Below are 12,092 nucleotides of genomic sequence, written 5' to 3' on the forward strand. Positions count from 1 at the left end.
CAAAAATTTTAAGGTTAACCTGAAGGTTAATCGATGAATTTTTGTAAATGCCATAAGCTAAATGATTTGTACTAGATGGTAGATTTCTATTGCAAAATTCGGGTTTAAGGAAACAAAATGATACACTTTAACAAACCGCCGCTTACAGGCAATGAAGAACGCTATGTTTTAGAAGCGATGAAAAGCAGCAAAATCTCTGGTGACGGTGCATTTACAAAGAGATGCCATAAATGGTTTGAAGAGAGACTTGGATGTAAAAAAGCGCTTTTGACTACAAGCTGCACACATGCGCTTGAGATGGCGGCGCTTCTGCTTGACATCAAAGAGGGCGATGAAGTCATTATGCCCTCATATACTTTTGTAAGTACTGCAAACGCTTTTGTTCTAAGAGGTGCGACCATTGTATTTGTCGATGTTCGCCCGGACACGCTAAATATAGATGAAACAAAAATAGAAGATGCCGTAACGACAAAAACAAAAGTTATCGTGCCTGTTCACTATGCTGGTGTTGCGTGTGAGATGGACACTATCATGGAGATTGCTTCAAGACACAACTTATTTGTGGTTGAAGATGCGGCGCAAGGGATGATGAGCAGCTACAAAGGCAAAGCACTCGGAACTATCGGGCATTTCGGCGCATTTAGTTTTCATGAGACAAAAAACTACACAAGTGCCGGCGAGGGCGGACTTCTTATCATAAACGATGAAAAGTTTGTCCAAAGAGCCGAAATCATAAGAGAAAAAGGGACAAACAGAAGCCTCTTTTTCCGTGGAATGGTTGACAAATACTCTTGGGTTGATGTAGGGAGCAGCTATCTGCCAAGCGACATAAGTGCCGCTTACCTCTGGGGAAATCTAGAATGTGCCGATGAGATAAACGAAAACCGCCTAAACTCATGGAAAAGCTACTATGAGAATCTAAGTTTTTTACAAGATGAGGGCTTTATAGAGTTGCCGATAGTGCCTGATGGTTGTATCCAAAATGCGCATATGTTCTATTTTAAAGTAAAAGATTTAGAGGAGAGAACAGCTCTTTTGGATGCGTTTAAAAAAGAGGAGATAGGAGCAGTTTTTCACTATGTACCTCTGCACTCCGCACCGGCAGGAATCAAATACGGCAGATTTAACGGGGTCGATGAGTTCACTACAAAAGAGAGCGAGAGACTTGTGCGCCTTCCTATGTACTTTGGGTTAAGCAGCGACGAGAGAGACACGGTCTGTGGCGTTATAAAATCTTTTTACGGTAAGTAATCATGGGATATGTATATATTTTTGGAACTATATTTTTTACGGTTTACGGACAGCTTATCATCAAGATGCGCATCGGCAACTACGGCTCTTTGCCTGCCGAGACGATGGAGAAGCTCTTTTTTTTACTCAAGCTTTTTTTAGACCCGTTTATCTTTAGCGGTTTTATCAGTGCATTTTTGGCTTCCATGTGTTGGATGGCGGCTATGACAAAGTTTGAGCTTAGTTACGCTTACCCTTTTATGGGGCTTACTTTTGTTATCGTGTTTCTATATTCGGTTTTTTTTATGGGAGAGAGTTTTAGTTTTTATAAATTATTGGGATTAATACTTATAGTTACAGGCATCATCATAACCTCAAGGGCATCATAGAGACCTAAAAAGGTCTTATGATAACCATTGCAACGATGATAAGCAGCAAAATCGTCGGAACTTCATTGTAAGCTCTGAAAAACTTGCCGCTTTTTGTGCACTTGTCTTCCAAAAACTTCAAACGGAAGTGACCCAGCGAGAAGAAGTACGCTACCAAAACCGCAACAAACAAAATCTTTGCATGAAGCCAGCCGTTACCTTTAAATCCAAGCGCAAATGCGAGATAAAAACCGCTAAGCAGCGTTGCCCACATGGCAGGCACGCCGATATACTTGTAAATTTTCATTTCCATTACTTTTACAACCTTGACAAACCCCTCATTTTCAGCATTTTCTGCATGATAAACAAAGAGGCGCGGCATATAAAAAAGTACCGCATACCACGAGATAAACGAGAGTATGTGAAACCATAAAACCCAGTCGTACATACTACTCGCTCACCACTTCTATATCTTTAAGAGATGTTGCATGGTGTGAAATAACCTTGTCATGAAGTCTGCGGAGTGCTTTTGACGCTCTGTCTATCGCCAAGTCTATCGCACTCTCCAAATTGTCATCCGCCTGATTGATAACCACCGGTTGTGCATGTGCTATATGGATATCAAACTCCACCAAAATCCCTTTTTTCTCTTTGCCAAGATTGACATTGACCGTTGTAATATCTAGTGAGTATTTTTTAAAAGCTGCAACCGCTGCTTCTATATGCGCCCTTGTGTTTGCATGTAGTGTAATATCTTTTGCGTGAATTTGTACATTCATCTTCTATCCTTTTTATCTCTAAGATACCCCTATGGTAGCGAAATAAAGTTAAAACGAGTATAATACCGCCTTAAATATTGAGAATTTTTGGAGTAATTGTATGAGAGTTTTAACAGGGATTCAGCCATCGGGAGATTTGCATATCGGGAACTATTTTGGTTCTATCAAGCAGATGGTGGAAGCGCAAGCACAGAACCAAACCTTTGCTTTTATAGCAAACTACCACGCACAAACAAGCGTAAGCGATGGCAAAAGGCTAGCAGAGCTTACCATGCAGTGCGCAACCGACTTTTTGGCCCTTGGTATCGACCCGCAAAAGTCCGTTTTTTGGGTGCAGTCCGATGTTAAAGAGGTGCTTGAACTCTACTGGGTTTTATCCTCATTTACACCAATGGGGCTTTTAGAGAGAGCGCATAGCTACAAAGACAAAATGGCAAAAGGCATTGCCGCAAACCACTCGCTCTTCTCCTACCCTGTTTTGATGGCAGCAGACATCCTGCTCTTTGGTTCAGAGGTCGTTCCTGTTGGAAAAGACCAGATTCAGCATGTCGAGATAGCAAGAGATATCGCCATCAAGTTTAACAACTGCTACGGCGATATCCTAACAATACCTGAGTTTAAAGTCCAAGAAGAGGTTCAAACCGTCCCCGGCATCGACGGGCAGAAGATGTCCAAGAGCTACGGCAACACGGTAAATATCTTTGGAGAGGAAAAATCTCAGCTAAAAACCATCAAAAAGATAGTAACTCAAAATGTAGCGATGGAAGAGCCAAAAGAGTATGAAACATGCAATGTTTACAACATGGCAAAACTCTTTTTGGAGGGCGAAAACCTCTTGGCACTTCAAGAGAGATACCTTAGAGGCGGAGAGGGACACGGACACTTCAAAATCTATCTTGCAGAGGTTATGTGGGAGTACTTTAGAGAGTTTAGAGAAAAAAGAGAGTACTTCGAGGCACATCAAGACGAAGTAAGAGAGATTTTACAAGCGGGCGCCGCAAAAGCAAAAGAAGCCGCACTTCCTACGATAGAAAAGATAAGAAGCGTAACGGGGATAAAATACTGATGTCTGACATAAAAGAGTTTTTGACAAACGACCATCGGGCATGTGATGAGGAATTTGCTCTCTTAGAAGAGGCGGTTGCGGCAAAAAACAGCGATGCTCCCAAGCTATACGAAAAGTTCAGCAGCGACCTTACAAACCACTTTAGCATGGAGGAGATAGTTCTTTTTCCTATGCTTGGGCAGGCAAGCAGTGTAGCAGGCGGTGCAATAAAGGCGATGGAGATGGAGCATGAACAGATGCGAACACTTCTCTCAAAGATGCGCAAAGCAGTTGAGAGCATGGATAAAGAGAGCTTTTTTTCACTATCCGAAACACTCATGATACTTATGCAGCAACACAACATGAAAGAGGAGCAGCTTCTCTACACCCTAGCAGAGCAGCATCTCGGCGAGGACGCAGACCATATCGTTAGACAGATGCGGTCTGTCGCTTATTAGCCGAATAAAACGATAACAAAAGCTACATATCCCTTTGCTTATCTAGCCAAACCATCAAACCTTTTTGGGCATGAAGTCTGTTTTCGGCTTCGTCAAAGACGATTTTTGAGTGTTTTTCAAAAACTTCTTCACTTACTTCATAGCCTCTGTAAGCAGGCAGACAGTGGAGAAATTTTGCACCCTCTTGCGCCAGAGACATCACCTCATCATCAACCATAAAACCTTTAAATGCTTGGATGCGCTGCTCTTTTTCATCCTCTTGCCCCATAGAGACCCATGTATCTGTTGTGACAACCGTAGCGCCGCTGATTGCCTCTTTTGGGTCATTCATGGTCTTTATAACCGCTCCGCTTGCCTTGGCTATTTCAAGCGCATCTTGAAGTATCTTTGCATCTACCTCATAGCCCTTTGGCGTGGCAACTCTTAGCTCAAAGCCCAGTTTTGCGGCAAGCATCATCCATGAGTGTGTCATGTTGTTTCCATCGCCTACATATGCCGCAACGATGTTTTTATGTGCGCCGTGTTCCACCAAAGTCATATAGTCGGCTAAAAGCTGTACGGGGTGATAGGAGTCGGTCAAGCCGTTGATAACCGGGACTTTGGAGTAAGAGGCAAACTCCTCTATCATGGAGTGCTCAAATGTGCGTATCATAACCATGTCACACATGCTTGAAATCACTCTTGCGGTATCTTTGACAGGCTCGCCGCGTCCTAAATGAATATCACGGTTAGACAAAAAGAGTGCGTGTCCGCCGAGTTGAAACATTCCTGTTTCAAAACTCACACGGGTTCTTGTGGAGCTTTTTTCAAAAATCATGGCAAGTGTTTTGTTTTTTAACTCACCGTTATAGATACCCGATTTGAGATTTTGCTTGATTTGCAGACCCAAATCAATGATTTCTAAAATCTCCTCTTTTGTAAAATCTCTTAGTGTTAAAAAATGTCTCAATGCCATACCTTTTAAAAAAAATAAGCGTTAAGTTTATAACAATTTTCTTTAATCTACCCTCTTTCAAGGTTACGCTTTTGTTACAAAGAGTACAAAAGATTACTTTTGTAACATCTTTGCGACCTCTTTTGCATGATAAGAGATGATGATATCCGCTCCCGCTCTTTTAAAGGCAACCATCGTCTCCATAACCACTCTCTCATAGTCAATAAGTCCGTTCATGCCCGCAAACTTTATCATTGCATATTCGCCGCTTACATTGTAAACCGCCATCGGACGGGAGGTTGCATCTTTTATCTCACGTACGATATCTAGGTATGCCAAAGCAGGCTTTACCATAAGGATATCCGCTCCTTGCGCCTCATCGGCTATACTCTCCGCTATTGCCTCTCTTCTGTTTGCAGGATCCATCTGGTATGACGCACGGTCGCCAAAACTAGGTGCAGACTCTGCCACATCACGAAACGGTCCGTAGTAACCTGAAGCAAATTTTGTGGAGTAGCTCATAATCGGAAGATTTTCATACCCTGCTTTGTCCAGTGCCTCTCGCAAAGTTTGAATTATCCCATCCATCATGCCCGATGGCGCTATCATATCCGCTCCCGCTTTTGCATGAACAATAGCCTGTTGTGCGGAGATGCTTAGCGTCGCATCATTGTTTACGGTCTGGTGTTTTTCATCAATGATACCGCAATGCCCGTGGTCTGTGTATTCGCAAAAACATAAGTCAGTCACGACAAACATCTCCGGATGCGCCTCTTTGATGGCACGGATGGCTTTTGCGATGATGCCGTGTTCACACAATGAATCAGAACCGATAGAGTCTTTTACATCCGGAATTCCAAATAAGATGACTGCGTAAAGTCCCAGTTTTTTAAGTTCCTCGCACTCTTTTAAAACCTCATCAATGCTCATCTGAAATACTCCGGGCATAGATGCAACTTCTGTTTTTATCCCCTCGCCGCCTCTCACAAAAAGCGGATAGATAAAGTCGTCTGCACTTACGCTTGTTTCACGTACAAGCGAGCGAAGATGGTTGTTGAGGCGTGTTCTGCGAAATCTTTGAAACATTATTAAACCTTTTAAGCTATAATTTTTGAAAATTTTACCCTTTTAAAAGTAAAAAACAAGGCATTGTAATTGAATATTGAAATTTCAGAGATAGCAAATTTACCCTCAAGATTTGGAGACTTTAAAGTCAAAGTCTTTAAACAGGGTTGCAAAGAGCATTTGGTTATCTACAAAGAGCCGCTGGATGAAGTTCCTATCGTTAGAGTTCACTCTGAATGCTTAACGGGTGATGCAATGGGAAGCTTAAAGTGTGACTGTAGAGACCAGCTGGAGCATGCTCTCAAACTTGCATCAAAAACCAACGGCATGGTTATCTACCTTAGACAAGAGGGGCGCAACATCGGGTTGCTTAACAAAATAAACGCTTACGCTCTGCAAGATAAAGGTCTCAACACCATCGAAGCCAACCATCAGCTTGGTTTTGAGGCGGACGAGCGGACTTACGAAATCGTCCCTTTTATCCTTGCGCATTTTGGTATAAAAAAGATTAGGCTGCTTACAAACAACCCAAAAAAGATTGATTCACTCAGCGGTATCGAGATTGTGGAGAGAGTACCCATCATTATGAAGTCAAATCCGCACAATGAGGCCTATCTGGCTGTAAAAAAAGAGAGTATGGGTCATATGCTCTCATGATGGAAAATTTTTCAAATCTTAAAGATGCGCTTTTAGAACTAGACGTAGCATTGCCGGAAAACTTTTTTTATAACATCCAAAAATACAAAGAGCATCTTTTTAAATGGAACAAAATCCACAACCTCACGGGTGCAAGAGATGAAAAAACGATGGACGCTTTCATTTACGACTCCATCTATCCCGTCACCTTTTTGCCAAAAGTTAAAAATCTTTTAGACATCGGGACGGGTGCGGGTTTTCCGGGGCTTATCCTTGCTATGGGTCTGCCCGATACAAAGGTAACTCTTGTAGAACCTCTGGCAAAACGTGCGAGTTTTTTACACTTTATTAAGGCTGATTTGGGGCTTGAGAATGTCACGGTGGTACAAAAAAGAGTAGAAGAGATGCCGAGCGAAATCTTTGAACTTGTTACTTCAAGAGCCGTTATTGATACAAAAATGCTCTTAGAACTGAGTAAAAACTTCCGTGACACACACTCAAAACTCCTTTTTTACAAGGGCGAAAGAGTTTATGATGAAGTTCCAAGCGGGTTAAACTACAAAATCATAAAAACAAAAAAGAGACACTATCTGCTAATGGGAGAAGATATATGATATGGAAAGTTTTACTCGTTGTCGGTGTAATTGCTCTGGTCTATTTTATGTTCATAAAAAAAAGACCTCAGATGCAGGGTGATGAAAAAAAAGATAAACCAAAAAGCAGCGATATGGTCGAATGTGCCACATGCGGTATCTACTGCGCTCTTGATGATACCATAATCAGTAACGGCAAATACTACTGTTCTAAAGAGTGTTTGGAGAAGATAAAATGATATTTTTCGGGCATAGATTTTTACAGAGTGAGAGTTTTTACCACATCTGCTGCATAGAGGCGATAGAAAACACGCCGCCTTCTTGCCTTCTTTATGCGGAATTTAGCGAAAGCAGCCTTGATGTTATAGAGCACATGAGATGCAATCAACTCCGCTTTGCACTCCATATCCATAACATCACAGAGCTTCTTTACGCTTCCGCTCTTGGCGCTTCTTATATTATCGTAGAAAAAAATTTAGCAAAAACAGCGCAAAACATAGCACAAGAGTATCTTATGGATGCAAAAATTTTAGCTTTTATTTTTGAAGAGAAAGATATAGAAGAACTTGCACTTCTTGGGATTGATGGCGTTGTATTTCCCAATGCGATTGTAAAAATCAACTCTTAAGAGACATTTTAGGCACATTTAAAAATTATTTAGGCTATAATGAATCCAAGATTTTAAAAACGGCTTGATACGATGCGTACTTTAAATAGGAATTTTTTGAAACTCATACCTCTGCTTTTTTTATTTATCGGTGCGATAAAGATTGCCTATATTTACAGTGAAACTAAAGCGCATGAAGCGGAGTTTGCAAAAAAAGAGGCGGAAGTTCTTAACAGCTATGCAGTTGAAAATAGAAACTACTACCAACAACTTTTTTTAGACAAAACGCTTGATTTAAACGAAAAAACACTTCCTGCGCTTCCTGCTTTTAGCTCTCATCCCATCTCCGGTAAATTTTCTCAAAACAACCCTCTTCGCATAACACTTGCGACTGTCTCAGATAGAGCAAGAAATCCGAAAAATCAAGCTAATGACGAGGAGCAAAAAGCGATAACATTTTTTAAAGAGAATCCAAACGAGGATATCTATTTTAACGAACAAAACAAGGAGTTTTACCAGTATGCAAGCGTACTGAGAGTAACTCCTGTTTGTCTTAAATGCCATGGTGAAAAAGAAAAAGCCCCGCTCTATATACAAGAGCGCTATGATGGGGCTTATGATTACCAACTCGGTGATGTGCGCGGCATCATCAGCATACAAATTCCAAAAGATGCACTAAGCAGCTATTTTTTCAAAGATTTTTTCAAAACTGCTTCTTATGATTTCTTCCTCTTTTTACTCCTCTTTTTAGGAATAACCTATCTCTTAAACTACTCAAAAAAGATTAATGATGTTCTTGAGAACAAGATAAGAGCAAAAACAGATGAGCTTCGGGACTCATTTTTTAAAGACAGGCTGACCAACCTGCCAAACAGACTTAAACTTATAGAAGATATAGAACGCCTCTCGCCTAGCAGTTCGATGCACTTGGCGCTTATCAATATTGATGCATTTAAAGACATTAATGACCTCTACGGCTACAACATAGGCGATGCGGTTTTAGTACAGGTATCCAGACGAATCAGAGAGTTTTGTACCGACAAAAACATGGTCTATAAGCTGCCAAATGATGAGTTTGCGATTTTTACAACATTAGAGGTATCTGAGGAAGAGTTCTTCTTGGGAATAAAAAACCTTCTCAACACAATAGGAAAAAATAAATTTGAAGAGCGGACTTATTCTATCTTTCTCTCTTTTAGCTGCGGTATCGCCTCAAACAAAGAAGCACTTCTTATCAAAGCAAATACAGCATTGCAGACAGCAAAGAACAATGCAAAAAATATCGTTGTTTATCGGGATTCTCTGGATGCAAAAGAGCAGATTACAAAAAATGCGGACGCGCTTTTGCTTCTCAAAGAGGCGATTGCACATGACCGTATAACTCCTTTTTTTCAGCCGATTTATAACACTCGAAGCAAACGCATCGAAAAATATGAATCTCTTGCTCGCATCATCAAAGAAGACAAGAGCATTATAATGCCGTTTGCATTTTTAGATATCTCCATCAAGTCAAAACTATACCCTGAGATTACTAAAGCGATGATTCTTAAAACATTTGCATTTTTCAAAGAGACGGAGTATGAGTTCTCTATAAACTTATCAATCTTAGATATTCAAAACCAAGAGATACTTAAGTTCATACTGGCACAAATCCAAACCTTTAAGTCACCGCAGCGTATCGTTTTTGAGATACTTGAGAGCCATAAGATAGAGAACTATCAAGAGATGAAAGGCTTTATCAAAGAGATAAAAAAACATGGCTGTAAAATCGCAATTGATGATTTTGGAAGTGGATACTCGAACTTTTCGCATATCTTTGAGCTAAATGTTGACTACCTCAAAATCGATGGCTCACTCGTTAAGTTCATCACAACAGATGAGAGTTCAAGAGTTATTGTCAAAACTATTGTCAATTTTGCATCTAACCTTGGACTAAAAACGATTGCGGAGTTTGTAGAAGACAGAGATTCGCTGGAGCTGCTTGAAAAAATGGGAGTGGATTTTGTACAAGGCTACTACATAGGAAAACCTAGCAGCACTCTTTGTGAAGATTTTAAACATTTATAAGAATTTTAAACAATAGTTCTCTCAAGATGACTTTTAAGTGATGTCAAAACCTCATAGCTGATGGTTTGTGCGTATTTTGCCGCTACTCTCGCATCATCAAAAATAAGCAACTCCTCTTGTGTGCCTAAAAATGAGCTGTTATCCATAGATATGCGCCCGACAAGATCTACGCCTTTTGGGGTTTTGTAGCCATTCTTTGTACAAATGCGCAAAAACCCGTCCCCATATCCAAAATCATAGTTACTCACAATACTATCCTGCACAAGTGTGCCATCACCGCCATATCCAACTCGTGCGCCTGCCTTTAGCAATCTTGAAGAGTTTTTTGAAGCAAAAAGCGATAAAACGGGTTTAAAATCCTCTGCCCCAAAAGCCCGAGGAAGTTCCAAACAGCCATACGCCGCAATCCCCACCCGTGCCATATCTTCATCAAAATCATTATCCCTAAAAAGAGCCGCAGAGTTGCAAGAGTGAAATCTAAGATTTTCAAATCCAAACTCGCATGCAAGCTCTCTTGCTTTTTGTTTTACGGTTTTAAAAGTCTCTTTTTGCCAAAACCACTCGCTTGTAAGCTCGTCTGCGCTTCTATGATGGGTAAAAACTCCAGCTAAAAGAAGCCCTGCTCTTTTGATGTTCGCAAACGCCTCTTCAAGCTCACTTATATTTACGCCGTTGCGGTGCATTCCCGTATCTACTTTTAGTTCGACTTTTGTACCTTTTGCAAATTTCTCTATGCTTTTTAAGCCGTTTATAGTGTAGCTCGCCTTTTGGTTTGCACTCTTTGGCGTGTCTGCCAAAACAAGGATAGAATCAAAAAAACTCTCAATCGCATCTGCCTCGGCGGAAGTCTGAACAACTGCCTTTGTTATTCCGTATTCACTAGCCATTGTCGCCATCTCCAAAAGCCCGTGCCCATACGCATTGTCTTTGAGAACAAGAGCGATTTTATCTACACTTTTGGTACGATTTGCAATAATGTCGAGGTTATTAAAAAAATTGTTTTTATTTAAAATGATGTAAGCCATGGAGGAATTATACCAAATGAAAAGATTTATCGCAGAGTTTGAAGAGCAGAGTTTTACGCAGATTATATTTCCTCATGCAAAAAGTGACTGGATTGATTACTTAGAAGAAGCGCAAGAAACATTTGTAAACATCATCAACGCCATCATCCGCTACCAAAAGTGTCTGGTTGTTTGCGATAATGCCCAGAGTGTCAAAAGCCGCTTCGCACCGCATGAAAACCTCTTTTTTGTAGAGTTTGAGACAAACGACACATGGGCAAGAGACTGCTCTGTTTTGTGTGTGGAAGACGGAGAAGATATAGCGTTGCTTGATTTTACATTTACAGGCTGGGGCGGCAAATTTGAGGCTTCAAAAGACAACGCCATGAGCCAAGCAATAGCACACCGTTACACTAAAAAACTCACTACAATCGACCTTATCTTAGAGGGCGGAGCGGTTGAGAGCAACGGGATTGACACTATACTTACGACATCTGAGTGCGTACTTAACAAAAACAGAAACCACACTCTATCAAAAGAACAGATGACAAAAAAACTTCAAGATTATTTAAAAATGAGCAAAATTTTATACCTAAACCACGGCTATCTTGCTGGCGATGACACTGACTCGCATGTCGATACTCTGGCTAGATTTATTGATGAAAAAAGCATTATGTATGTTCAGTGCCTAGATGAGAGTGATGAGCACTATAAAGAGCTGAAACTTATGGAAGAGGAGCTGCAAGCTTTTGCAAAAGAGTACGGCTTTAGACTTATATCGCTTCCGATGAGTGATGCGTGTTACTTTGAAGGGGAGAGGCTGCCTGCAACTTATGCAAACTTTTTGTTTGTCAACGGTGCGGTTTTAGTTCCGACTTACGGCGTAAAACAGGATGAAGAGGCACTGGAGATTTTTAGAGAAACCTTCCCAAATAGAGACATAGTGGGCATCAACTGCTTTGCGCTTATCAAACAACACGGCTCACTTCACTGCGTCACCATGAACTTTGCCAGCGGCGTCTCCCTGCTCTAAGAGGGCAAAACCGCTATATATCAAATAAGCCGAAAGGCTTAAGCCTAAAATTATCAATACTATTCGTTTTGTCTTTTCTATTCTATTCATGGCGCAATTTTAGCAAAAAATTAACATATTTGTAACACTATGCTTATATAATTAACTAATGAGCCACTTGCAGATTCCCGCAAACAACCAATAATTTAAGCTAATTTAAATTTTAAAAAGCCTTTTGAAATCATGTAAATGTTATAATTTTTTACCACAAAAATAATACAAAACATCAATCAA

15 protein-coding genes are annotated in these 12,092 nt (G+C 40.6%); 10 read left to right on the plus strand and 5 right to left on the minus strand.

The window, feature by feature from the left end; translation table 11 throughout:
• The first annotated feature begins 117 nt into the window (after window positions 1-117).
• Both rffA and PHY84_RS09030 read left to right on the plus strand, forming a co-directional pair.
• A complete protein-coding gene (gene rffA / locus PHY84_RS09025; protein ID WP_299859055.1) occupies window positions 118-1,251 on the plus strand; it encodes a dTDP-4-amino-4,6-dideoxygalactose transaminase in 1,134 nt (377 codons plus the stop codon).
• 2 nt (window positions 1,252-1,253) lie between these two features.
• Complete coding sequence (locus tag PHY84_RS09030; RefSeq protein ID WP_299859056.1) at window positions 1,254-1,619, plus strand: EamA family transporter; 366 nt, start codon at window positions 1,254-1,256, stop codon at window positions 1,617-1,619.
• Between the two features lie 4 nt (window positions 1,620-1,623).
• Here PHY84_RS09030 and hemJ read toward each other — a convergent pair whose 3' ends face one another.
• Together hemJ and raiA are read right to left on the minus strand one after the other, a co-directional pair.
• Window positions 1,624-2,046, minus strand: coding sequence for a protoporphyrinogen oxidase HemJ (gene hemJ, locus PHY84_RS09035; RefSeq protein ID WP_299859057.1), 423 nt, complete (start codon window positions 2,044-2,046; stop codon window positions 1,624-1,626).
• A gap of 1 nt (window position 2,047) precedes the next feature.
• Window positions 2,048-2,377, minus strand: a complete 330-nt coding sequence (gene raiA / locus PHY84_RS09040; RefSeq protein WP_299859058.1) for a ribosome-associated translation inhibitor RaiA — start codon at window positions 2,375-2,377, stop codon at window positions 2,048-2,050.
• A gap of 100 nt (window positions 2,378-2,477) precedes the next feature.
• Here raiA and trpS point away from each other — a divergent pair, with 100 nt between their 5' ends.
• On the plus strand, window positions 2,478-3,443 hold the full coding sequence (gene trpS / locus PHY84_RS09045) for a tryptophan--tRNA ligase (RefSeq protein WP_299859059.1): 966 nt from the start codon (window positions 2,478-2,480) through the stop codon (window positions 3,441-3,443).
• A complete protein-coding gene (locus tag PHY84_RS09050; protein ID WP_299859060.1) occupies window positions 3,443-3,880 on the plus strand; it encodes a hemerythrin domain-containing protein in 438 nt (145 codons plus the stop codon). Before trpS ends, PHY84_RS09050 begins: the two co-directional genes overlap by 1 nt.
• Before the next feature lie 22 nt (window positions 3,881-3,902).
• Here PHY84_RS09050 and argF read toward each other — a convergent pair whose 3' ends face one another.
• Both argF and hemB read right to left on the minus strand, forming a co-directional pair.
• Window positions 3,903-4,829, minus strand: a complete 927-nt coding sequence (argF, locus tag PHY84_RS09055) for an ornithine carbamoyltransferase (RefSeq protein ID WP_299859061.1) — start codon at window positions 4,827-4,829, stop codon at window positions 3,903-3,905.
• A gap of 99 nt (window positions 4,830-4,928) precedes the next feature.
• The gene (gene hemB / locus PHY84_RS09060; RefSeq protein WP_299859062.1) at window positions 4,929-5,900 is read right to left on the minus strand and encodes a porphobilinogen synthase; all 972 of its coding nucleotides are present in this window, start codon (window positions 5,898-5,900) and stop codon (window positions 4,929-4,931) included.
• A 69-nt stretch (window positions 5,901-5,969) separates the two neighbouring features.
• On the opposite strand from hemB, the gene ribA reads away from it, so the two are divergent.
• From ribA to PHY84_RS09085, 5 genes are all read left to right on the plus strand, one after another.
• Entirely contained in the window at window positions 5,970-6,536 is a 567-nt protein-coding gene (ribA, locus tag PHY84_RS09065; protein ID WP_299859063.1) for a GTP cyclohydrolase II, read from the plus strand.
• A complete protein-coding gene (rsmG, locus tag PHY84_RS09070) occupies window positions 6,533-7,129 on the plus strand; it encodes a 16S rRNA (guanine(527)-N(7))-methyltransferase RsmG (RefSeq protein WP_299859064.1) in 597 nt (198 codons plus the stop codon). Before ribA ends, rsmG begins: the two co-directional genes overlap by 4 nt.
• Window positions 7,126-7,347: a PP0621 family protein gene (locus PHY84_RS09075; RefSeq protein WP_299859065.1), complete on the plus strand. Its 222-nt coding sequence runs from the start codon at window positions 7,126-7,128 to the stop codon at window positions 7,345-7,347. The genes rsmG and PHY84_RS09075 overlap by 4 nt, the downstream gene beginning before the upstream one ends.
• Window positions 7,344-7,736: a hypothetical protein gene (locus PHY84_RS09080; protein ID WP_299859066.1), complete on the plus strand. Its 393-nt coding sequence runs from the start codon at window positions 7,344-7,346 to the stop codon at window positions 7,734-7,736. The genes PHY84_RS09075 and PHY84_RS09080 overlap by 4 nt, the downstream gene beginning before the upstream one ends.
• A 96-nt stretch (window positions 7,737-7,832) precedes the next feature.
• The gene (locus PHY84_RS09085; protein WP_299859067.1) at window positions 7,833-9,782 is read left to right on the plus strand and encodes an EAL domain-containing protein; all 1,950 of its coding nucleotides are present in this window, start codon (window positions 7,833-7,835) and stop codon (window positions 9,780-9,782) included.
• Between the two features lie 5 nt (window positions 9,783-9,787).
• On the opposite strand, the gene PHY84_RS09090 is transcribed toward PHY84_RS09085, so the two are convergent.
• A complete protein-coding gene (locus tag PHY84_RS09090) occupies window positions 9,788-10,807 on the minus strand; it encodes an alanine racemase (RefSeq protein ID WP_299859068.1) in 1,020 nt (339 codons plus the stop codon).
• Window positions 10,808-10,823: 16 nt separating this feature from the next.
• On the opposite strand from PHY84_RS09090, the gene PHY84_RS09095 reads away from it, so the two are divergent.
• On the plus strand, window positions 10,824-11,819 hold the full coding sequence (locus PHY84_RS09095) for an agmatine deiminase family protein (RefSeq protein WP_299859069.1): 996 nt from the start codon (window positions 10,824-10,826) through the stop codon (window positions 11,817-11,819).
• The last annotated feature ends 273 nt before the right edge of the window (window positions 11,820-12,092 follow it).

The organism is Sulfurimonas sp. (assembly GCF_028694605.1).
Lineage (GTDB): Bacteria > Campylobacterota > Campylobacteria > Campylobacterales > Sulfurimonadaceae > Sulfurimonas.